The sequence below is a fragment of the Alloyangia mangrovi genome, from assembly GCF_002300555.2.
In the GTDB taxonomy this organism is placed as follows: Bacteria; Pseudomonadota; Alphaproteobacteria; order Rhodobacterales; family Rhodobacteraceae; genus Salipiger; species Salipiger mangrovi.
The window spans coordinates 1-22,675 of the sequence record NZ_NTHN02000067.1 but is presented as its reverse complement, the minus strand read 5'-3'; the positions used below and the strand labels follow the sequence as shown (position 1 = coordinate 22,675).

The window sequence follows — 22,675 nt, the reverse complement described above, 5'->3', positions numbered from 1 at the left end:
CAAGCAGTTTCAAGATTTACCGAACAATGTCCTACCTCGACAATATCCGCACCTTTGTCCGTGTCTACGAGTTGGGCAGCATGTCCGCCGCGGGACGGGATCTGCGCATTTCGCCCGCGGTCACCTCGGCGCGGATCTCGCAGCTCGAAGAGCACCTCAACGTGAGGCTGTTCCAGCGCACCACCCGCAACCTCACCCCGACCGAGCAGGGACGCGCCTTCTACGGCGGTGCGCGCGAGGTGCTCGAAGCCCTGGAGGCTGCAGAGGCGCAGGTGGCGCAGCTGACCGACAGCCCCAAGGGCTCGCTCTATGTGGCGGCGCCGCTGGGGGTGGGGCGGAGGCTCATCGCACCGCAGGTGCCCGGCTTCCTGAAGGAATACCCCGAGGTGCAGATCCGCCTGCGCCTGTCGGACCGAAAGGTGGACCTGACGACCGAGGGTCTCGACTTGGCCTTCTTCCTCGGCCAACCCGAGGACAGCACACTGCGGATGCGCAAGATCGCCGATGTCGCGCGCGTGCTGGTGGCGGCGCCCTCCTATATCGCGCGGCGCGGCAACCCGACCTCGGGAGAGGCGCTGATCGCGCATCGCCACGAATGCCTCAACCTGCGGTTTCCCGGCGCAACGGAATTTCAGTGGCGGCTGCGCACCGCCGAGGGGCCGAGGCGTTTCGCCGTCTCCGGGCGCTACGAGTCCGACGATGGCGACGTGCTGACCGATTGGGCGCTGGCGGGCGAGGGCATTGCGCTGAAACCGGTTTTCGAGGTCGCCGAGTACCTGCGCAGCGGCCAGTTGGTGCCGGTGGCCGAGCACACGCCTCCCGAGCCGATCCAGATGGCCTGCCTGTTCACCCATCGCAAGGGACAGGACCCGAAGACCCGGCTGTTCATGGATTACATCACCGACCGCATCGGCACCGCGATCCGGCAGGCCGAAGAGCGCGCCGCCGAAAGCGGGCGGTAGGCATGCGGAGTTTGCGCGGCAAGGTGGTTGAGGGAGCTTCAAACAGAAATTGAAAATCATCCGGCATTAACCGGATTACACGTTTGGGATGACCCGGAGGCAACACCGAAGGAGCCCGTCCCAAATGACGCTGCTGAGCCCGCTGACCGCACCCCGCTATCCCCGCGACATGACCGGATATGGCGAGACGCCGCCCGCCGCAAACTGGCCGAACGGCGCGAAGATCGCGGTGCAGATCGTGGTGAATTACGAAGAAGGCGGCGAGAACAACATCTTGCACGGCGACGCTGCCTCCGAGGCCTTCCTGTCCGAGATTGTCGGCGCGGCGCAATGGCCCGGCCAGCGTCACTGGAACATGGAGTCGATCTACGAATATGGCGCCCGGGCCGGCTTCTGGCGGCTGCACCGGCTGCTGAAGGACATCCCCGTCACCGTCTACGGCGTCGCCACCGCGCTTGCCCGCGCGCCAGAGCAGGTCGCCGCGATGAAGCGCGCCGGCTGGGAGATCGCCTCGCACGGGCTGAAGTGGGTCGAGCACAAGGACATGCCCGAGGAGGAGGAGCGCGCCGCCATCGCCGAGGCGATCCGCCTGCATACCCTTGTCACCGGCGCGCCGCCGCGCGGCTGGTACACCGGGCGCTGCTCGATGAACACCGTGCGTCTCGCCGCCGAGGAGGGGAATTTCGACTACATCGCGGACAGTTACGCCGATGATCTGCCCTATTGGGTGAACACCGGCGGCAAGGACCAGCTGATCGTGCCCTACACGCTCGACGCCAATGACATGCGCTTTGCTGCGCCGCAGGGGTTCAACTCGGGCGACCAGTTCGAGAGCTACCTGCGCGACAGTTTCGACACGCTCTATGCGGAGGGGCGCGCGGGCGCGCCGAAGATGCTGTCGATCGGCCTGCATTGCCGGCTCGTCGGCCGCCCGGGCCGGGTGGCGGCGCTGAAGCGGGTGCTGGCCCACATGGCCGCGCACGAGGGCGTCTGGTTCGCCACCCGCGCGCAGATCGCCGAGCACTGGGCCGCCGAGCATCCCGCGCCGACCGGCCCGCGCCCCTCGCAGATGGACCGCGGCGCCTTCATGGAGGCCTTCGGCGGGGTTTTCGAGCACAGCCCGTGGATCGCCGAGGGCGCCCATGCGCTGGAACTCGGTCAGACCCACGACACCGCGCGCGGCGTCCATGCTGCACTGGCGCGGGTGTTCCGCGCAGCCTCCGACGAGCAGCGCCTTGCGGTGCTGACCGCGCACCCCGACCTCGCGGGCAAGCTGGCACAGGCCAAGCGGCTGACGGCGGAGTCGACCGCCGAGCAAGCGGGGGCGGGGCTCGATGCGCTGACCGACGAAGAGCGCGTCAGCTTCACCGAACTCAACGAGGCCTACACATCGAAGTTCGGCTTCCCCTTCATCATCGCCGTGCGCGACAACGACAAGGCCTCGATCATGCAGGCCTTCCGCCGCCGCCTCGGCAACGACCGCACGACCGAGTTCGCCGAGGCCTGCCGGCAGGTCGAGCGCATCGCCGAGCTGCGCCTGATGGACAAGCTCGGCGCATGAGCGGGATCACCGTCGAACCGCTGACCGCAGCCGCCTTCGCCCCCTACGGCGAGGTGCTGGAGACCGAGGGCGACCCCGACCGGATCATCAACCAAGGGCTCTGCGGGCGCTTCCACGACCGCGCGACGCTCGACATCGTGGAGGGCCGCGCGGGGCTCAGCCTCTTCAAGGCAGAACCGCGCGCGCTGCCGCTGCGGCTCGAGATGGTCGAGCGCCACCCGCAAGGCAGCCAGGCCTTCATGCCGATGAGCTTTGACCCGTTTCTCGTGGTCGTCGCCCCGGACAAGGATGGCGGGCCGGGAACGCCCCGCGCCTTCCTGACCCGCCCCGGGCAGGGGATCAATTTCCATCGCGGCACGTGGCACGGGGTGCTGACCCCGCTGCACGAGCCGGGGCTCTTTGCCGTGATCGACCGGATCGGCGAAGGGCCAAACCTCGAGGAGCACTGGTTCACAGAGCCCTACCTCGTTCACGCCACCGCGTGAGGAAGCCGGCAGCAAGACCGGCCCCGCGCCCCAGCAGGGAGCACCCCAGACCATGACCGACCACCGCATCGGAACGCCCGAGCAATTGCGCGATCCGAACTTCACCCCCGCGCTCAGCCGAGCCATTCCGCTCGGCATCCAGCACGTGCTGGCGATGTTCGTCTCGAACGTGACCCCGGCGATCATCGTCGCGGGCGCCGCGGGCTTCGGCTTCGGCTCGAACAGCCCCGACTTCCCGGAACTGCTCTACCTCATCCAGATGTCGATGCTCTTTGCCGGGGTGGCGACACTGTTCCAGACGCTCACGCTGGGGCCGATCGGGGCCGGGCTGCCGATCGTGCAGGGCACGAGCTTTGCCTTCATCCCGATCATGATCCCGCTGGTCGCGGGCAAGGGCGTCGACGGGCTCGCCGCCATGTTCGGCGGCATCCTCGCGGGCGGCATCTTCCACGCGCTGCTCGGCACTGTGATCGGCCGCATCCGCTTTGCCTTGCCGCCGCTGGTGACCGGGCTTGTCGTGACGATGATCGGCCTCGCGCTGGTCAAGGTCGGCATCGAGTACTCCGCGGGCGGCGTGCCGGCGAAAGAGGCGGGGCTTGCGAGCTACGGGTCGTGGGCGAGCTGGTCGGCGGCGCTGGTGGTGCTGGCGGTGACGCTGGGGCTGAAGTTCTTCGCCCGCGGCATGCTGAGCATCTCGGCGGTGCTGGTCGGCATCCTCGTCGGCTATGTCTACGCGATCTTCACCGGGCTGCTCTCGGTCGACGCGATCGCCGGGTCGTGGCAGAACGCCGCCGCCTTCTCGTTGCCGCAGCCGTTCCGCTACGGCATCGAGTTCACGGTCGCCGGGGTCATCGGCTTTTGCCTGATGGCCTTCGTCTCGGCGGTCGAGACCGTCGGTGACGTCTCGGGCATCACCAAGGGCGGCGCGGGCCGCGAGGCCACCGACCGCGAGATCGCCGGGGCGACCTATGCCGACGGCGTCGGCTCGGCCATCGCCGGGATCTTCGGCGGGCTGCCCAACACCTCGTTCAGCCAGAACGTCGGACTCATCGCCATGACCGGCGTGATGAGCCGCCACGTGGTCACCATCGGCGCGATCTTCCTGATCATCTGCGGGCTGGTCCCCAAGGTCGGCGGCCTGATCCGCACCGTGCCGATCGAGGTGCTGGGGGGCGGCGTCATCGTGATGTTCGGCATGGTCGTCGCCTCGGGTATCTCGATGCTCTCCGACGTCCACTGGACGCGGCGCAACATGGTGATCTTCGCCGTGGCGCTGTCGGTGGGGCTGGGGCTGCAGCTTGAGGTGCTGAATGTCGCGCCGGGCGCGCCCAATGCGCTGCAGCACCTTCCCGACACGCTGCGCATCCTCGGTGCCTCGGGCATCCTGCCTGCCGCGCTCATCGCCATCGTGCTCAACCTCGTGCTGCCGGAGGAACTGGCCGAGGAATCCACCGAAGAGGTCTCGGGCGGCATGGCCGGCCACCGCGGAGAGGAGCCGCGCGGCGAGAGCGCCTGACCCCATTGATCCTTCGTGGAAGCTGCGGCGCGTCCCTTCCGGGGCGCGCCGTTTGCTTTGGGGATGTGTGGTCCATTGGTTCGGTTGACCCTGTCAGCCTTGGACAAACGAGAAAGGGCGGAGGCTTGCGGCCTCCGCCCTGTACGGGTCCGGCTGTGGTCTTGGTCAGAAATCGACCTCGATCGCGATGCCCTTCTCGACCGCCAGATCGACCACCGCCGCAGCCACGGCGAGGTCCTGCAGGCCGACGCCGGTGCCGTCGAAGAGCGTGATCTCCTCGGCCGAGCTCCGCCCAGTGTGCGTGCCACCGATCACCGCGCCGAGTTGGGTGATGTCATCCGCGCGGATCAGCCCTGCGGCCACCGCGTGCTGCGCTTCGCCGATCGAGACCGATTGCGCGACCTCGTCGGTGAACACCGTCGCCTTGGCCAAAAGCTCCGGCGCGACCTCCTGCTTGCCCCTGGTGTCGGTCCCCATGCAGGCGATGTGGCAGCCCTGGGACACATGGTCGGCAAGAAGGATCGGCGCGAAGGAGGAGGTGATCGAGACGATCACGTCGGCCTCGCGCATTCCCTCGAGCTCGACCGCCTCGAAGGGCAGGCTCGCCTCGGCGGCGACCTTCTCGAGGTTGGGCAGCATCTCGGGGTGCAGGTTCCAGCCGATCACCTTGTCGAAGTCGCGCTGCTCGAGCGCGGCGCGCAGCTGGAAGGTGGCCTGATGGCCCGCGCCGACCATGCCGATCACCCGCGCGTCTTCGCGCGCGAGGTGGCGGATCGATACCGAGGAGGCCGCCGCGGTGCGCAGCGCGGTCAGCAGATTGCCCCCGACCATGGCCTTTGCCCTGCCGGTATTGGGATCGAAGAGGAACACCGTCGACTGGTGATTGATCATCCCGCGCTCTTCGAGGTTGTTCGGCCAGTAGCCGCCGGCCTTCAGCCCCAGCGTGAGGCCGGAGCGGTCGAAGCCGCCCTTGAAGCCGTAGAGCGCGTCCTCGTGGCCGATGGCCTCGCGCACGACGGGGAAGTTGTAGGCATCATCGGCGGCCATGGCGGCAAACACCTTCTCGACCGCGGCAAAGGCGGCCTCGCGGGTCATCAGGTCGGCGATCTCGCGTTCGGGGACGATGAGCATGGGCTCTCCTTTCGTGAAAAAGGCCCGCGCGCCGGGACAATGGACGCGCGGGCAGGGCACGCCCGCAGGGTGAGCGGGCGCGCGGGGCATGAGGGGGATGGGGATCAGTAGGCCTTGCCGCGCGCGGAGACCGGCCAGAGCGTCTCGACCTTGCCGCCGCGTACGCCGACGTACCAGTCGTGCACGTTGGCGGTGGGATCGCAGTGGCCCGGCACCAGCTTCAGCTTGTCGCCGACCTTCAGCACGCCCGAGGGATCCGAGATGACGCCGTGCTCGTCCGAGCATTTGACGTATTCCACATCGGTGCGCCCGAAGACCACCGGCAGCCCGCTGTCCACCGACTGCGCCTTGAGACCCGCGTCGCAGACGGCGATGCCCGGCTTGGCGTGACTCATCACCTGGGTGAGGATGAAGAAGGCATTCTCCCACTCGCCGGTGTCGATGCGGTTGCCGTCCTTGTCGCGGATGCGGCCGTAATCGGCATCCATGAAGGCATAGGAGCCGCATTGCAGCTCGTTGTAGACGCCGGAGTTGCTCTCGAAATAGTAGCTGCCGGTGCCGCCGCCGGAGACCAGCTCGGGCTTCAGGCCCACGGCCTCGAGCGCGGCGACGGCCTCCTTCACCTGCGCGATGGCCACGTTCAGCTTGTCGCGCCGCGCCTCATAGCTGTCGAGGTGCTGCATTGCGCCCTGATAGGCCTGGATGCCGGTGAACTCGAGGCCCTGCGCGGCGTCGACGGCAAGCGCGATCTCGACCACCGCCTCTGCCGTCGTCACGCCGCAGCGGCCCGCGCCGCAGTCGATCTCGACGAAGCACTCGATCGTGGTGCCGTGGCGCTGCGCGGCCTCCGACAGCTCGGCCACGTTGGCGAGGTCATCGACGCAGACGATGATCTTTGCCCCCAGCTTCGGCAGGCGTGCCAGCCGGTCGATCTTGCGCGCATCGCGCACCTGGTTCGAAACCAGCACGTCCTTGATGCCGCCCCGCACGAAGACCTCGGCCTCCGACACTTTCTGGCAGCAGACGCCGACGGCGCCGCCGAGCCGCATCTGCAGCTTCGCCACGTCGACCGACTTGTGCATCTTGCCGTGCACCCGGTGGCGCATGTTGTGGGCGCGGGCATAGTCGCCCATCTTGCGGATGTTGCGCTCGAGCGCGTCGAGGTCGAGCACGAGGCAGGGGGTCTGGATCTCGGCCTCGTCCATGCCGGGCAGGGCGGGGACGTCGAAACCGACCTCGAGTTGGTCGAAGGTCACGGGTGCATTCATGGCTCAGGCTCCTTTGGCCCAGGGCAGGCGGTCCAGATCGACATTGCCGCCGGTGATGATGAGACCGACTCGCTTGCCGGCGAAACGGTCGCGGTTCTTGAGGATGGTTGCAAGCGGCACGGCGCTCGAGGGCTCCATCACGATCTTCATGCGCTTCCAGATCAGCTTCATCGCCTCGACGATCTCGTCTTCCGAGGCGGTGAGGATGTCGCTGACGTGGGTCGAGACGAAATGCCAGGTGAGGTCCTTCAGCGGCACCTTCAGCCCGTCGGCCACGGTCTCGGGCGCGTCATCTGCGATGATGTGCCCGGCCTTGAAGCTGCGGTAGGCGTCATCGGCCTGCTCTGGCTCGGCGGCGATGACCTCGCATTCGGGAGCGAGCGTGGAGAGCGTCAGGCAGGTGCCCGAGATCATCCCGCCGCCGCCGATCGGGGCGACCACCATGTCGAGCCCGTCCGTCTGCTCCATCAACTCGCGCGAGCAGGTGCCTTGCCCTGCAATGACCCGAGGGTCGTTGTAGGGGTGGACGAAATCGCCGCCCGTGGCCGCCTGCACCTCGGCAAACACCGCCTCGCGGGACGAGGTGGAGGGCTCGCATTCGGTGATGATGCCGCCGTAGCCGCGGACGGCATCCTTCTTGGCCTGCGGCGCGCTGCGCGGCATGACCACGTTGCAGGGGATGCCGCGCCGCCCGGCGGCGTAGCTCAGCGACAGCGCGTGGTTGCCGGAACTGTGGGTACAGACGCCCCGGGCCGCCTCGGCATCGGTGAGGCCGAAGACCGCGTTGGAGGCGCCGCGCACCTTGAAGGCCCCGGCCTTCTGGAAGTTCTCGCACTTGAAGAAGAGCTGCGCGCCGGTGAGTTCGTTCAGGAAGGATGAGGTTAGCACCGGGGTGCGGTGGATGTGCGGCGCGATGCGGGCGTGGGCTGCCAGCATGTCGTCATAGGTGGGGATGCTCAGCGCGATATCCTTCATCACGCGGCCTCCTTGCGGGCGAGAGCGGGGTTGGCGCGGTAGAACTCCTGCGCCGCCGCGACGCCGGAGCCGAGCGTGATGTCGAGCCCGAGGTCCTTCATGCACATCTCGGCGCAAGCGAGACCGGAGAGGGTCATCACATCGGTCAGGCTGCCGAGGTGGCCGATGCGGAACACCTTGCCAGCAACCTCGCCAAGCCCGGTGCCGAAGGCAACGCCGTAGGTCTGCGCGGCGTGGCTGACGATGTCGGTTGCGTTGACCCCCTCGGGGGGTGCGGATGGCGCTGACCGTGTCCGAGTAGACCTCGGGCGAGGCTGCGCAAAGCTCCAGCCCCCAGGCGCGGACGGCGGCACGGACGCCCGTCGCGATGCGGTGGTGGCGGGCAAAGACGTTCTCCAGCCCCTCGTCCAGCAGCATCCGGCAGGCCTCGTTCAGCCCGTTCAGCAGGCCGACGGCAGGGGTGTAGGGATAGGCGTTGTTCGCATAGCCCTTTGCCATGTCCTGCACGTCGAAGAAGGTGCGCGGCAGTTTGGCGGTTTGCGTCGCCTTCATGGCCTTGTCGCTGAAGCCCACGATGGCGAGGCCGGGCGGCAGCATGAAGCCCTTCTGCGAGCCGGTGACGGCGCAGTCGATGCCCCACTCGTCAAAGCGGAAATCCATCGAGGCGATCGAGCTGACCCCATCAACGAACAGCAGCGCCGGGTGATCCGCGTCATCGAGCGCGCGGCGCACCGCGGCGATGTCCGAGCGCACGCCGGTCGCGGTCTCGTTGTGGGTGGCGAGCACGGCCTTGATGCGATGCTGCTTGTCGGCAGAGAGGATCTCGGCGTAGCGCTGCGCGGGCAGGCCCTGGCCCCAGGGCGTTTCGACGATCTCGACGGTCAGCCCATGGCGCTGGCACATGTCGATCCAGCGGTGGCTGAACATGCCGTTGCGCGCCGCCAGCACGGTATCGCCGGGCGAAAGCGTGTTGCTGAGAGCGGTTTCCCAGCCGCCGGTGCCGGTCGAGGGAAAGATGAAGACCTCGGCGCTTTCGCTTTTGAGCACCTTGCGGACGCCCTCGCGGGCGGGGTGCAGGATCTGCCCGAACAGCGGCGAGCGATGGTCGATCGTCGGCATGTCACAGGCTTTGCGCAGGCGCTCGGGGATATTGGTCGGGCCCGGGATGAAAACGGGGTTCTGGAAGCTCATGGCCACCTCCTCTGGTCGCTGAAGATCACCGTAGCCGGGGGACGTGTCCGGGGAAATTTTTTTTGAAATCGTTTTTCAGAAAAGCGCCAATCAGGAAAATGATGCGTTGTCAGGTAGTTGGTTTTTTCATATCGTGAATTCTGCTTTCAAGTTGAATGGAAGAGATTTTATGGATTCTCCGAAAGATGCCGATGGCAGCCCCCGCCGCGCCCGTGGACGGCCGCGCGGCTGGGAGGACAACAGTGCGCAGAACACCATCAAGTCGCTCGACCGGGCGATGGAGGTGCTGGACTACCTGAGCTCCCGCCCCGGCCTCACGCTGTCAGAACTGGCGGGCGATCTGCAACAGTCGCCGGCCACGGTTTACCGCATCCTCGTCACGCTCGAGGGCCGGCGGATGGTCGAGTTCGACCCGGCCGAGCAGCTCTGGCACGTCGGCCCACAAGCCTTCGTCATCGGCGCGCGCTTCCTGCGCCGCACCAGCCTTGTCGAGCGGGCGCGGCCCGTCTTGCGCGCGTTGATGGAAGACACGGGCGAGACCGCCAACCTCGGTATCGTGCGCGACGCCTCGGTGCTTTTCGTCAGCCAGGTCGAGACGCATGAGAGCATCCGCGCCTTCTTTCCGCCGGGTACGCTGTCGCCGCTGCATGCCTCCGGGATCGGCAAGGCGCTGCTGGCCGAGATGGACGGGGACAGGCTCGAGAAGCTGCTGGCACAGAAGATGGAGCGCTTCACCCCGCACACGCTGGCCGAACCCGAAGTGCTGCGCGCGGATCTCGCGGCGATCCGGGCGCGGGGCTATTCCGTTGATGCGGAAGAGAAGACCCTCGGGATGCGCTGCATCGCGGCGGCGGTCTTCGATGCCTCGGGCGAGGCCGTGGCGGGAATTTCCGTCTCGGGTCCCACCATCCGGATGCGCGAGGAAAGCACAAACGAGACGAGCCGCGCGGTGATGCGCGCGGCCCGAGAGTTGACGGAGGCGATCGGCGGACTCAGGCCACCGTCGCGCTGACCATTTTCGGGACGGGCATGGGTTGCGCCGGGCCCGAAGGACGCAGCGCCATGTGCCGGTTGACGTCCTTGTAGAGCAGGTAGCGGAACCGGCCCGGCCCACCCGCGTAGCAGGCCTGCGGGCAGAAGGCGCGCAGCCACATGTAATCGCCGGCCTCGACCTCGACCCAATCCTGGTTGAGCCGGTAGACCGCCTTGCCCTCGAGCACATAGAGCCCGTGCTCCATCACATGGGTCTCGGCAAAGGGGATCACCGCGCCGGGCTCGAAGGTCACCACGGTGACATGCATGTCGTGGCGCAGGTCGGTCGGGTCGACAAAGCGGGTGGTGGCCCATTTGCCGTCGGTGCCGGGCATCGGGGTGGGGGCGATGTCCTGCTCGTTGGCGATGATCACCTCGGGGTGGGGCAGTCCGGGCACCGCCTCGTAGGCCTTGCGGATCCAGTGGAAGCGCAGCACGTCCTCGCCCGCATTGCGCAGGGTCCAGAGCGTGGCGGGGGGCAGGAAGGCATAGCCGCCCTCGCGCAGAACATGCGTCTCGCCCTCGACCGTCAGCGTGGCCTCGCCGCCGACGACAAAGAGCACGCCCTCGGCGCCCGCGTCGGTCTCGGGATGGTCCGAGCCGCCTCCCGGCTGCACTTCCATGATGTATTGCGAGAAGGTCTCGGCAAAGCCGCTGAGCGGACGCGACAGCACCCACAGGCGGGTATCCTGCCAGAACGGCAGGAAGCTGGTGACGATGTCGCGCATCGTGCCCTTTGGGATCACCGCGTAGGCATCGGTGAACACCGCGCGGTCGGTCAAGAGCTGGGTCTGCGGCGGGTGGCCGCCGGTGGGGGCGAAGTAGCTGGTCTGGGAGGTCATCTGGGGCTCCGAGGGGAGGGAAAGTGCCGGGAGTATGGGCGGTCTGCGGGGCTTGGGCGAGCGGGCGCGGGACGAAAGGTCTTTTCTGGAAAGCAAGATAATCGCGGCGCGCCATTCGGTCATGCCGGAAGGCGCGCGCTCCACCCGCCCCACCAGAGGCAGGCCGGGGCGGGGCAGGCTCATGCGGGCTGCAGTGCGGGTCGCGGCGCGCGGGTCACGGCGTGTTTCTGCGGCAGGCCCGCGACATAGGTCTCGGCCACGGCGCGGTCATCGCCCAGCATTTGCAGCACGAAAAGCTCTTCGCTCAGAGTCTCCGCCCGCTGCATCCGCAACGCCATCGGCTCGGTCGCCGAGGAGTCGAGCACCACGATATCCGCCTCGGTTCCCGGCTCCAGCGTGCCGATCCTGTCCTCCAGCCCCAGCGCCACGGCGTTGCCGCGGGTGATCCAGTGGAAGGCGTTCAGCGGGTGCAGCTTCTGGCCCTGCAGCTGCAGCACCTTGTAGGCCTCGTTCAGCGTCTGCAGCATCGAGTAGCTGGTGCCCGCGCCGACGTCGGTTGCGACGGCATTGCAGATCCCGCGCGCGCGCAGCCCGGCCTCATCAAAGAGCCCGCTGCCGAGGAAGAGGTTCGAGGTCGGACAGAAGACGGGCCTGGCACCGGTCTCGGCCAGCAGGTCGATCTCGCGGGGCTCGAGGTGGATCGAATGGCCGAGCAGCGTCTTGGGCCCGAGCAGTCCATACCGCTCGTAGACGCCAAGGTAGTCCGGCGCTTCTGGGTAGAGGCTGAGGGTATAGGCTATCTCGTCGCGGTTCTCCGAGAGGTGTGTCTGCACGTGGCACTCCGGATGCTCGGCGGTGAGCGCCCCCGCCATCTCCAGCTGCTCGGGGCTCGAGGTGATCGCAAAGCGCGGGGTGATGGCGTAGCCCGCCCGGCCCGTGCCATGCCAGCGCGCGATCAGGCGCTTGCTGGCGTCATAGCCCGTTTGCGGCGTGTCGCGCAGCGCCTCGGGGGCGTTGCGGTCCATCATCACCTTGCCGCCGATCATCCGCATGTTGCGGCGGGCGGCAGCGGTGAAAAAGGCCTCGGCAGAGGTCTCGTGGACGGAAGCATAGGCGACCGCCGTGGTGGTGCCATGGGCGCAAAGCTGCGCCATCAGCCACTCGGCCATGGCCTCGGCATGGGCGGGATCGGCAAAGCGCGTCTCTTCGGGGAAGGTGTAGTCATTGAGCCAGTCCAGCAGCTGCGCACCCCAGGAGGCAATGACCTGCACCTGCGGGTAATGGATGTGGGTGTCGATGAAGCCGGGCATCAGCAGGTGCGGGCGGTGGTCCGCCACCGGCACGCTCGGGGCCTGCCGGGACAGCTGGTCGAAGGCGCCGGTGGCGCGGATCATCCCACTCGAGATCAGGATCGCCCCGTCCTCGATGTAGCGGTAGGCGGCATGGTCCTCGGGGCCCTGCGGCTCGGCGTTGAAACTGAGGATGCGTCCGCGCAGGAGCACTTGGTCGGTCTTCATCGGGTCACCTTTCGGGGGGCTGGCCGGGAATCTGGCCGGGGAGGGCAAAGGGGCGCGGGCCGGGATGTGGCCCGCGCCGGTGGGGTGAGGATGGCTCTGCCCGGATCACTCCGCGGGCGCGGCAGGCGGCTCCTCGACCACCACGTTCCGGTTCTGCGTCGCGCCTTCACGGTGAAAGAGCGGGTAGATGTAGAGGAAGGCGGCGGCGATCAGGTAGCCGGCCGAGACCGGGCCGAGCGCGGGCCAGTGCAGGCTGGCGCCGTGGATGATCCCCACCAGCGACATGAGCGCGGCAGCGAGCGCGAAGCCCCCGGCATTGCGGAACCGTCCGTCGATCACGCTCGCGACGATCGCGCCCCAGATCAGCCCGGTCAGGATCGCCCCCTGGCTCAGCGACAAGTGCCCGGCGAAATGCGCGCCCTGCTGCAGCAGCGCGGCGGTCAGCGCCTCGTCGCCAAGCTGCGGCAGGCCCTCTACGCCGGTGGCTTGCAGCGCGCCCATCAGCGCCCCCCCATTTGATCATCAGGAAGGACGAGACATGCGGCATCATCGCGATGGTGACGGCGGCCATGTGTTCGGTGCGCACGCAATGCGCGGTGTTGGTGATCAGGCTCAGCGCCACGAAGACCAGCACCGGCGCGGCAGCGGCCTCGGGGATCAGGTTGTTGAGGAAGGCCAGCAACCCGAGGAAGGCGGCGAGCGGGATGACCGTGCCGACGCCGATGATGTAGCCCGCATGCGCGCCCATGCGCTTGTAGGCGGGGTGGCCGATGTAGGCGGTGGTCGGGAAGGGCGAGCCGAAGAGCGCGCCGATCATCGTGCCGAGCCCGTCGGTGATCTGGCACACGCCGACCGGGTAGTGGTCCCCGGCGCTTTCCGCGCTCTCGACGTTGTTCATCGTCTCGATGAAGTTGTAGATCTGCACCGGCACCAGCACGAGGAAGAGCTCGGGGTTGGCAAAGAGATGGTTGATCCCCGCCATCAGGTCTCCGAAATAGGGCAGCGGCGGATAGAAGCCGGTGCCCTCGAAGCTGATCCGCGCTTCGCCGATGCTGAAGGCCACGGCAGTGCCGACGATCAGCGCCAGCAGGCCCGCGGGGATGTTGAACGGCAGGCGGAAACGCCCGACAAGCCCCCAGAGGATGATGATCATCGAGGCAAAGCCGATGTAGGGCTGCTCGAAGATGGTGGCCAGCGGCACGGTGCCGATGAACACCAGCGCGATGCCGCAGAGCGTGCCGAGCATCCCGGCGCGCGGGGTGACCCTCTTCAGCCACGGCCCGACGATCGCGCCCATGGCGGCGACGATGCCGCCGATGAAGCCCGCGCCGATGCCGACCTGCCAGGCGAGCATGGGATCGTTCGTCGCCCAGTAGATCGGACCGATGACGCCGAAGAGATAGACGAACATCACCGGCGTCGAGATGCCGTAGGGCAGGGCCGTGACGTCGCGCCCATGCCGTGCTGCGGCGCGCTTGGCCAGCACCACATAGGCCGCGACGCCCGACAGGATCGCCACCGCCGCGCCGGGCAGGATGCGGCCGTAGACGATTTCGGCGGGCATGCCGAAGACGAACTGGCAGACGCCCGCCAGCACCATCAGGTTGATCAGGTTGTCGGTGAACAGCGCCCAGAAAGCGCTGAAATCGCTGCGTGAGAACAGCCTGTAGTCGTAACTCCCTTCCCGCATGTGGGATCTCCTCGGGTTGCTTGCAGTTGTCCCGCGGCGTCCGCTCCTCTTCGGACAGTCGCGGGGGTTATTCGGCGGCGAAGGACACGGGCTGCGCCGCGCCCCGTTCGCGGGAGAGGGCGGAAAGCACTTCGGCCACGACGAAGGCGGCGATCACCTCGGGGCGCTTGTCGCGACCGCCCTGCGCGCCGATCGGACAGACCAGCGCCGCGTCCGACAGGCCGTCGCAGTGATCTCGCGCGAAACGGCGGAACTTTTCGCGCTTGGTCGCCGAGCCGATCAGCCCGACGTAGCGCGCGTCGTCCCGCTTCAGCGCCGCCGAGGCGCAGAGAAAGTCGAGCGCGTGGTCATGAGTCAGCACGATGAAGGCGCTGCCCGGCGGCGCCATGGCGATCTCGAGCTCGGGCAGGGGGGGTGAGACGGGTCTCGACCCGGGCGGAACAGAGCGCCAGTTCCTCGGCGCGTTCGTCGACCAGTATGCAGCGAACCGGCATGTGCTGCAGCAGGTTCGCCAGCGCCCGGCCCACGTGGCCCGCGCCGTGGATCTGCACCACGGGCAGGGAGGCGGCCTCCTCTGCCGCCCGCGCCAGCGCCGCGCGCCGGTCCTGCGCCCCCATGCGGGCGAGCGCGACCTCGACCCGCCCGCCGCAGCACTGGCCGATCTCTGGGCCGAGCGGCACATCCAGCGTTTCCGCCAGATCGCCGCGCGCCAGCAGCGCTCGCGCGGCGGCGATGGCGCGATGTTCGAGTTGGCCGCCGCCGATGGTGCCGTGCTGCGCCCCGGTGCTCACGTACATCTCGCAGCCCGCCTCGCGCGGCGAGGAGCCGCGTACGCGGGCCAAGCGAACCCGCGCGACCGCGCCCGGGGTGCTGAGGAACGTTTGCAGCGCGTTCATGCCCGCCCCGCCAGCCGCTCGACCGCCAAGAGCACGCGCTCGGGCGTGGCCGGGGCGTCGAGGCGCGGGCATTCGCGGTAGTCCGCCACGCTGGCCACGGCCATCGACAGCGCCTCGAAGACCGAGATGCCCAGCATGAAGGGCGGCTCGCCCACGGCCTTGCTGCGCTTGATGGTGCGCTCGCGGTTTTCGGACCACTCGGCGAGGGCCACGTTGAAGACGCGCGGGCGGTCCGAGGCGAGCGGGATCTTGTAGGTTGAGGGCGCATGGGTGCGCAGCGCGCCCTTTTCGTCCCACCACAGCTCCTCGGTGGTGAGCCAGCCCATGCCCTGCACGAAGGCGCCCTCGACCTGCCCGCGGTCGAGCACCGGGTTCAGCGAGCGGCCGACGTCGTGCAGGATGTCGGTGCGCTCGACGCGGTACTCGCCGGTCAGCGTGTCGATGGTGACTTCCGAGCAGGAGGCGCCGTAGGCGTAGTAGTAGAACGGTCGCCCCTTGCCCGCGGCGCGGTCCCAGTGGATGTCGGGGGTCTTGTAGAACCCCGCCGCCGAGAGGTGCACGCGCGCCATGTAGGCGGCTTTGATCACTTGCTCCCACGGCAGAAGCTGCGCGCCGACCTGCACATGGCCCGGCACGAAGCGCACCTCGTCCGGCCTCACGCCCCAGTGCCCGGCGGCAAACTCGACCAGCCGCGCCTTGATCTGCTCGGCGGCGTCGAGTGCCGCCATGCCGTTGAGGTCCGAGCCCGACGAGGCCGCGGTGGCCGAGGTGTTGGGCACCTTCTCGGTGGTGGTGCGGGTGATCTTGATGCGCTCGAAATCCACCTGGAAGGCATCGGCCACCACCTGCGCCACCTTGGTATTGAGCCCCTGGCCCATCTCGGTGCCGCCGTGATTGAGATGGATCGAGCCGTCCGAGTAGACGTGGATGAGCGCGCCCGCCTGGTTGTAGTGGGTGGCGGTGAAGGAGATGCCGAACTTCACCGGCGTCAGCGCGATGCCCTTGCGCAGCACGCCGCCCATTGCGTTGCAGGCGAGGATGTCGCGGCGGCGCTGCTGGTAGCCGCAGCTTTCCTCCAGCTCCGAGACCACCCGGCCGATGATGTTGTCGGTGACCTCCTGGTGATAAGGGGTCAGGTTCCGGCCATCATGCGCGTCGCCGTAGAAGTTCGCCTTGCGCACCTCCAGCGGGTCCTTGCCGAGTGCATAGGCGATCTCCTCGATCATCCGCTCGGCGGCGACCACGCCCTGCGGTCCGCCGAAGCCGCGGAAGGCGGTGTTCGAGACGGTGTTGGTCTTCATCGGGCGGCTCTGCAGCCGGACGTGCGGGTAGAAATACGCGTTATCGGCGTGAAAGAGCGCGCGGTCGGTGACCGGACCCGACAGATCCGAGGACCAGCCACAGCGCGCCGCGAAGGTGCCATCCACTGCGCGAATACGCCCCGCGCCGTCGAAGCCGACGTCATAGTCGATGATGAAGTCGTGCCGCTTGCCCGTCGCTGTCATATCCTGATCGCGGTCGGGGCGGATCTTGACCGGGCGGTTCAGCCGCTTGGCGGCCATGGCGGCGACCACGGCGAAGAGGTTCATCTGGCTTTCCTTGCCGCCGAAGCCGCCGCCCATGCGCCGTACGTTGACCACCACGGCGTTGCTCGGGACGCCAAGCACATGCGCCACCATGTGCTGCGCCTCGCTCGGGTGCTGGGTCGAGCAATACACGATCACGTCGTCATCCTCGCCCGGCAGGGCAAAGGCGATCTGCCCCTCGAGGTACATGTGATCCTGCCCGCCGACCGAGAGCCGCCCCTGAAGCCGGTGCGGCGCGGTGGCCATCGCAGTCTCAAGCTCGCCGCGCTCGAGTTTCAGCGGCTCGGTGACGAGCGGGTAGCCAGCCGCCTGCGCGGCGATGGGATCCAGAGCGTGGGGCAGCGCCTCGGCATCGACCTTCGCCAGCATCGCGGCCCGACGGGCGGCGTCACGGGTCTCGGCGATGACCGCAAAGAGCGGCTGGCCGTGGAACTCGATCTTCTCGGTCGGGAAGACCGGCTCGTCGCCGCGGCCGGTGGGGCTGATGTCGTTGTGGCCGGGGATGTCGGCGGCGGTGAGCACATCGACCACGCCCGGCGCGGCGCGCACGTCCGACAGGTCGAGACCCTTCAGCGTTGCGTGCGCCACGGAGGAGACCCCGAGATAGGCATGCAGCGTGCCAACAGGCTCGGCGATATCGTCGGTGTATTCGGCAAGGCCCCGGACGTGCTTGATCGCGCTGTCGTGCTGGCGATCCTCGTGCACTGCGCCGCGGATGTTGGGCTGATGTTTCATGTCTCTCCTCCTCAGGCGCTCAGGCGGACGGGCTGGCCATCCTGTTCGAGAAAGAACCGCCGCAGCAGGTTCTGCGCGACGCGCATCCGGTAGTCGGCGCTGGCCCGCCAGTCGCTGAGCGGCGCGAAATCGTCGGCCATGGCGCGGGCGGCAGCGGCAAAGCTGGCCTCGCTCCACGGCTGGCCCAGCAACGCGGCCTCAGCACCTGAAGCGCGCTTCGGCGTCGCGGCCATGCCGCCAAGGGCGATGCGCGCCTCGGTGATCTGGCCGGTCGTCACCGTCACGCTGATCCCGGCGGCGACGGCAGAGATGTCCTCGTCCCGGCGCTTGGAGATCTTGTAGGCAGCGCAGCGGGTGGCGGTGGAGGGCAGGGGGATGCGGATGCTTTCCACGAACTCGCCGGGGCGACGGTCCTGCTTGCCGTAATCCACGAAATACGCCTCCAGCGGCAGGGTCCGGCGCTCGGCGCCGTGGCGCAGCGTGACCTCGGCGCCGAGCGCGATCAGCACCGGGGGCGTGTCGCCGATGGGCGAGCCGTTGGCGATATTGCCGCCGATCGTGCCCATGTTGCGCACCTGCCAGCCGGCGATGCGGTCCCAGTAATCGGCGAGATGCGGCAGGTGTTCGGCGATGAGCGGCTGAAGTTCGGAATAACTGACACCGGCACCGACGGTGATTGCCTCGGACGAGACCTCGACCGCCTTCAGCTCGGGGAGATGCGCGATGAAGATCGCGGGCGAGATCGGGCGCAGGAACTTGGTCACCCAGAGGCCGACATCGGTCGAGCCGGCGATCACCGTGGCCTGCGGCTGCTCGGCATAGGCGGCGGCAAAATCGTCAAGATCGGCGGGCACGATGGCGCGGTTGTTCTCGGGGCCGGTCTCGACCCGGCGCGCATCCTTCAGCGCCACGAGCTCCGCCGTCACCCGGCCCCGCTCCTGCATAAGATGGTCCGCTTCGGGCGTGCCATACTGGCTCACCGCCACGGCGGCGCGGATGATCGGCGCATAGCCGGTGCAGCGGCAGAGGTTGCCCTGCAGTGCGGTCTCGACCTGCGCCTCGGTCGGCTGCGGGGCCTGCATCCAGAGCGCGTAGAGCGACATGACGATGCCCGGCGTGCAGAAGCCGCATTGCGCGCCGTGATGCTCGACCATCGCGCGCTGTACCGGGTGCAGTGCACCGTCCGGACCAGAGAGATGCTCGATGGTCACCACGTGGCAGCCGTCGAGCGAGGCGGTGAAGCGGATGCAGGCGTTGACCGCCTCGTAACGCAGCGCGCCCGCGTGCAGGCGTCCCACGAGCACGGTGCAGGCCCCGCAGTCGCCCTCGGCGCAACCCTCCTTGGTGCCGGTGAGCCGGCGGTCGAGGCGCAGGAAATCGAGCAGGGTCTGGTTGGCGGGGACCTCCGGCAGGGACAGGGCCCTCCCGTTCAGCAGAAAGCGGATCTCGCTCCGGTGCGTCATGCATCCCTCCGTGGCTGAGCATGTGGCTGGGTGATCGGAGGCGACGCTAGTGGAAGCAAATCTCAATGAATACGCGCGGTTTTGCCAAGGACTTTATACAAATCGTTGATAATAATCTGTCGCGCGCCGTAGTATGCCCGCGGTGGGAGGCCAGCTATGCAATATATCGAGAGTTTGCGGGTCTTCGTCCGGACGGTCGAGCTGGGCAGCATCACCTCGGGCGGGCGCGACCTGCGCCTGACCCCCGCGGTCGCCAGTAAGCGGATCAAGGAACTGGAAAGCCGCCTTGGTGTGCGCCTTTTCAACCGCACCACCCGGTCGATCAGCCCCACCGAGGTCGGCCGGGTGTTCTATGAGCAGGCCAAGACGGTGCTCGCCTCTGTCGACGAGGCCGAGGCAGTCGTGGCGAATTTCTCCGAGACCCCGCGCGGCGCGCTGCGGGTGACGGCACCGCTGGGGATCGGGCGGCGTATCATCGCGCCCCTGGTGCCGGAGTTCACCGACAGATACACCGAGGTCCAGGTGCAGATGCGCCTGTCAGACCGCCAGATCGACATGGTGGCTGAGCGGCTGGACCTGGCCTTCTTCCTTGGGGTTCCGAAGGATTCCAACCTCAAGCTGCGCCATATCTGTGACTGCCCGCGTGTGCTCTGTGCCGCTCCTTCCTATCTTGCGAAGCATGGGACCCCGAGGGCTCCCGAGGATTTGCTTGGCGGGCGGCACAATTGCCTGCTGCTGCGCTACCCGCGCTCACCAGAGTATTTCTGGCAGCTGAAGACCGGCAGCGGGCTGCGGCGGCTGGAAGTGGCGGGACGCTTCGATGCCGACGACGGAGACGTGCTGGTCCGATGGGCGCTGGACGGGCAGGGCATCGCCAACCGTCCGACGCTTGAGGTGGCAGAGCACCTGCGGAGCGGCGCGCTGGTCGAAGTTCTGCCGGACACGCCGCCACCGCCCTCGACCTTGGGGTGCCTCTTTCCGCATCGCAAGCTCCAGGACCCCAAGATCAGGCTCTTCGTCGATTACATGGCCGATGCGATCAGGGCGACGATTGCGGGGATGCAGAAGGCGTGAGCGCTCCTTGAAGCGAGCCTCCCATTCCCTGCGACGGGAGGGGCGTCGGCCGATTTCCTCCATCATCTTTTCGCGAAAGACCTCGGGCTGGGTCCTCGCTCCGAGGCATTTGCGGGGCGTCGTGTCGAGGCGTTGGCAAATCAAGCTCAACTATCGATTTGTCAGCGGTCGCCAACGGATGCGCCATCGGTACGAGCGACGATGGCGACGGCTCGGTCGAGCGGCGGAGGAATTTGCGCAGATGGTTGTTGGCGTTCTCGACCGTGCCTCAAAGGGAAACGGCGCCGGCATTGCGACCGTCAAGGACGCGATGCAACGCTTGAGCGAACAGTGACCTGCCACTGCTCTTTCATCCAGCCGCGAGCGGAGCCCGGTTCGCGGTTATGCCGATCGGCGCAGGGTGAGCAACCGCCCGACGCGCGGAGTTTTCATCTCGTGCAGCGGGACGGGCGATTGCGGTGTTCAGGGTCCGCGGGGGCTATCGCTCTGGCCGGCTTTGGATGAGCTGACCTCGCGCTGACCAGCCATAGTCTTGGTCATGTTGGCTCTCGTCGTCTCCAACTTTGAATGCTCATTCAGACACATCCGGCTAGTCGCCACAGAGCGCCATCCGTTGCCTTATCCCGGCAGGCCATGTTTGCCGTTGCGGTGGAGGCATCGAACGGCTCCATCGGGGCTGGCTCCGGTCTTGCTGAGCGCGTTGCCAAGCCGGCGGCCAGGCGCAGAAAGCGGAACCTGTCCGGTCGAACTGGGGTACCTCGGTTTACAGGCGCGCCCGGCCTGGAACAGCCATTCGCTCTATCCTACCGAACGCGGCGTTCCTCAATCGGCGGCAAGAACCAAACGGCCAGTCCCGCCAGCGGCAGGAAGGCACAAAGCCGGTAAACCGCCTCAACCCCGTAGCTGTCCGCCAGGATGCCGAGCAGCGCCGCCGCGATCCCTCCGAGGCCGAAGTTCAGGCCGTAGAAGAGCCCGCCGATCAGCCCGATGCGGTTCGGCAGCAGGTCCATTGCGTAGATCAGGATCGAGGCAAAGGCGCTGGCCATGATCAGGTTGATCGCTATCGTCAGCACGCCGGTCCAGAACAGGTCGGCGTATGGCAGGATCAGGGTCAGAGGCAGCGGTCCCAGAACCGAGATCCAGATGATCTGCCGCCGTCCGATTGCGTCGCCGACGATGCCGCCGATAAGCACGCCCACGGCCGCGGCCATGAGAAAGAGGAACAACATCATCTGCGAGGCGGGAATCGACAGGCCGAACTTCTCGATCAGATAGAAGGTGTAGAAGGACCGGAAGCTCTCGCCATAAGTGTTCTTGGTGAACATCAGGAAGGTGAGGACGAACAATCCCAAGGCGACCGTCGCCGCGCTCCGTTTCGATGCGGGGGCTTCTGCCTGCCTGCGGGCCGAGCGGTGGGTGAACTCTGCTCGGATCCGGTGCTGCTGGCTGCCGATCCAGGTCAGGATCAGCATCGCGAGCAGCGCGAGTACCGCAAACCAAGCGAGGCTTGGTTGCCCCCAAGGCACGATAATCAGTGCGGCAAGGACCGGCCCCAGCGCGCCGCCCGCCTGACCTCCCACCTGGAAGATTCCCTGCGCCAGCCCCTGCCGGTCGCCCGCGGCATAGCGCGCCGTCCGGGTAGCCTCCGGGTGGAAGATCGAGGAGCCGATGCCGATCAGCGCGACCGCTACAAGGATCCCACCATAGCTTCCCGCGAAAGCGAGGCAGATCAGCCCCGAAAGGGTGAAGGCCATGCCGACGACCGGCGAATAGGGCGCCGGATACCGATCGGTCACCATCCCCATGATCGGCTGCAGCAATGATCCGGCGATCTGGAAGGTCATCGTGATTAGCCCGATCTGCACGAAGTCGAGGCCGTATGCCTCCTTCAGGATCGGATAGGCTGCCGGGATCAGCGACTGCATCAGGTCGTTCAGAAGATGCGTCGCGCCGAGCGCGGTGAGCACGACGAGGTAGGTGCGGGCGGGCGTAGTGGTGGTCACGGCAATCACTTGGTACTGGTTGCGGCGGAGTATGCCCCTAATTTCGGGCGCGACAAGGGTCACGATGAAACGGCGGTCCTACGCAGTGTCGCGATTCCTACGCAGTGTCGCGATAAGGATGTCCTAGCCTCTGAAATCGTGCTGAGAAGATTGCAGAGTTTCAGAAAGCAGTCGCGGGCGCTGAGCCGGAGTTCGAGACTTCGGCCACTATCGCCACTCTCGGCCCCGTCCTGCCGTTCGTCGGGTTGGTCATCGCTGGTTGCAGCTTTTGTGTGCGCTATGTGGCGTGGCGGCGGCTCGCATAATTGGGGATCTCGTTAAACATGTTGCGGCTCAGTATGGTACAACTCAGCGGTGAACTGCCGATGGACCTGAAATTGTGCATCGCTCGGACTGTCTACTTATGGATGGCCTTCGAGCCGAGGCCTCTCGGCGTGCTTAGCGAAGGCAAAACCTGAACGATTTTTCCTCTAGCATGCGCAGGTCGGGATTTCGTGAAGCCCCAAGAACAGCAACGCGGCGGCACCGAACCCCGCTTGCGACAGCGCTTTTCGGGATATATCCAGCGTCAGACCGGCAAGCTGCCCGTCACGCAGCTACCGTTGCGCGGGGCAGTGTTGAAACACAAAGGACCAAGCAGGGTTCTAGGCACACTTGGTTGCCGATTTGTCCTGCAAGTACCTAACCAGAGCTATGCGCACCTATCTCGAGAAACGCCGCCCCGGGGTTGGGAACCTCTTCTGCCGGA

General features: G+C 67.2%; 16 protein-coding genes and 3 pseudogenes. 6 read left to right on the top strand and 13 right to left on the bottom strand.

The features are described from left to right. Positions 1-26 precede the first annotated feature (26 nt). The 4 genes from CLG85_RS23815 to CLG85_RS23800 all read left to right on the top strand — a co-directional run bounded on the left by CLG85_RS23815 (position 27) and on the right by CLG85_RS23800 (position 4,524). Entirely contained in the window at positions 27-962 is a 936-nt protein-coding gene (locus tag CLG85_RS23815; protein ID WP_095881711.1) for a LysR family transcriptional regulator, read from the top strand. 124 nt (positions 963-1,086) lie between these two features. Next, positions 1,087-2,523 carry an allantoinase PuuE gene (gene puuE / locus CLG85_RS23810; RefSeq protein WP_260350158.1) on the top strand — a complete coding sequence of 479 codons (1,437 nt, stop codon included), beginning with the start codon at positions 1,087-1,089 and terminating at the stop codon, positions 2,521-2,523. After that, positions 2,520-3,008: an ureidoglycolate lyase gene (locus CLG85_RS23805; RefSeq protein ID WP_095883058.1), complete on the top strand. Its 489-nt coding sequence runs from the start codon at positions 2,520-2,522 to the stop codon at positions 3,006-3,008. The genes puuE and CLG85_RS23805 overlap by 4 nt, the downstream gene beginning before the upstream one ends. 52 nt (positions 3,009-3,060) lie before the next feature. Continuing rightward, complete coding sequence (locus CLG85_RS23800; RefSeq protein ID WP_095883057.1) at positions 3,061-4,524, top strand: uracil-xanthine permease family protein; 1,464 nt, start codon at positions 3,061-3,063, stop codon at positions 4,522-4,524. Positions 4,525-4,689: 165 nt separating this feature from the next. Here CLG85_RS23800 and bhcD read toward each other — a convergent pair whose 3' ends face one another. From bhcD to bhcA, 4 genes and pseudogenes are all read right to left on the bottom strand, one after another. Continuing rightward, positions 4,690-5,655 (bottom strand): iminosuccinate reductase BhcD, encoded by a 966-nt coding sequence (gene bhcD, locus CLG85_RS23795; protein WP_095883056.1) that lies wholly within the window; start codon positions 5,653-5,655, stop codon positions 4,690-4,692. Between the two features lie 104 nt (positions 5,656-5,759). Next, positions 5,760-6,923, bottom strand: coding sequence for a 3-hydroxy-D-aspartate aldolase BhcC (gene bhcC, locus CLG85_RS23790; protein ID WP_095883055.1), 1,164 nt, complete (start codon positions 6,921-6,923; stop codon positions 5,760-5,762). 3 nt (positions 6,924-6,926) lie between these two features. Then, entirely contained in the window at positions 6,927-7,898 is a 972-nt protein-coding gene (gene bhcB / locus CLG85_RS23785; RefSeq protein ID WP_095883054.1) for a beta-hydroxyaspartate dehydratase BhcB, read from the bottom strand. Beyond that, positions 7,898-9,089, bottom strand: a pseudogene (bhcA, locus tag CLG85_RS23780) (L-aspartate--glyoxylate aminotransferase BhcA). The gene bhcB and the pseudogene bhcA overlap by 1 nt, the downstream one beginning before the upstream one ends. Positions 9,090-9,258: 169 nt before the next feature. Between bhcA and bhcR the strand changes: the two are divergent. Then, positions 9,259-10,101 (top strand): HTH-type transcriptional regulator BhcR, encoded by an 843-nt coding sequence (bhcR, locus tag CLG85_RS23775; RefSeq protein ID WP_095883052.1) that lies wholly within the window; start codon positions 9,259-9,261, stop codon positions 10,099-10,101. Here bhcR and CLG85_RS23770 read toward each other — a convergent pair. The 7 genes and pseudogenes from CLG85_RS23770 to xdhA all read right to left on the bottom strand — a co-directional run bounded on the left by CLG85_RS23770 (position 10,082) and on the right by xdhA (position 18,850). Beyond that, positions 10,082-10,963: a bifunctional allantoicase/(S)-ureidoglycine aminohydrolase gene (locus CLG85_RS23770; RefSeq protein ID WP_095883051.1), complete on the bottom strand. Its 882-nt coding sequence runs from the start codon at positions 10,961-10,963 to the stop codon at positions 10,082-10,084. The two genes, bhcR and CLG85_RS23770, sit on opposite strands and share 20 nt — an antisense overlap. A gap of 179 nt (positions 10,964-11,142) precedes the next feature. Next, a complete protein-coding gene (guaD, locus tag CLG85_RS23765; protein WP_260350157.1) occupies positions 11,143-12,480 on the bottom strand; it encodes a guanine deaminase in 1,338 nt (445 codons plus the stop codon). A 105-nt stretch (positions 12,481-12,585) separates the two neighbouring features. After that, positions 12,586-14,170 (bottom strand): annotated as a pseudogene (locus tag CLG85_RS23760) (xanthine/uracil/vitamin C permease). A gap of 67 nt (positions 14,171-14,237) precedes the next feature. After that, positions 14,238-14,558, bottom strand: a complete 321-nt coding sequence (locus tag CLG85_RS27530) for an XdhC family protein (RefSeq protein ID WP_311735033.1) — start codon at positions 14,556-14,558, stop codon at positions 14,238-14,240. Further along, the gene (locus tag CLG85_RS23755; protein ID WP_311735032.1) at positions 14,518-15,066 is read right to left on the bottom strand and encodes an XdhC family protein; all 549 of its coding nucleotides are present in this window, start codon (positions 15,064-15,066) and stop codon (positions 14,518-14,520) included. Before CLG85_RS23755 ends, CLG85_RS27530 begins: the two co-directional genes overlap by 41 nt. Then, positions 15,063-17,387 carry a xanthine dehydrogenase molybdopterin binding subunit gene (gene xdhB, locus CLG85_RS23750; RefSeq protein ID WP_260350155.1) on the bottom strand — a complete coding sequence of 775 codons (2,325 nt, stop codon included), beginning with the start codon at positions 17,385-17,387 and terminating at the stop codon, positions 15,063-15,065. Before xdhB ends, CLG85_RS23755 begins: the two co-directional genes overlap by 4 nt. 11 nt (positions 17,388-17,398) lie before the next feature. After that, positions 17,399-18,850 (bottom strand): xanthine dehydrogenase small subunit, encoded by a 1,452-nt coding sequence (gene xdhA, locus CLG85_RS23745; protein ID WP_260350154.1) that lies wholly within the window; start codon positions 18,848-18,850, stop codon positions 17,399-17,401. Positions 18,851-19,006: 156 nt separating this feature from the next. Between xdhA and CLG85_RS23740 the strand changes: the two genes are divergently transcribed. Continuing rightward, a complete protein-coding gene (locus tag CLG85_RS23740; RefSeq protein ID WP_260350153.1) occupies positions 19,007-19,924 on the top strand; it encodes a LysR family transcriptional regulator in 918 nt (305 codons plus the stop codon). A gap of 349 nt (positions 19,925-20,273) precedes the next feature. On the opposite strand, the pseudogene CLG85_RS23735 reads toward CLG85_RS23740, so the two are convergent. Beyond that, positions 20,274-20,396: pseudogene (locus tag CLG85_RS23735) on the bottom strand (IS3 family transposase); the annotation flags it as partial. A gap of 331 nt (positions 20,397-20,727) precedes the next feature. After that, complete coding sequence (locus CLG85_RS23730; protein WP_260350152.1) at positions 20,728-21,927, bottom strand: MFS transporter; 1,200 nt, start codon at positions 21,925-21,927, stop codon at positions 20,728-20,730. Positions 21,928-22,675: the final 748 nt, after the last annotated feature.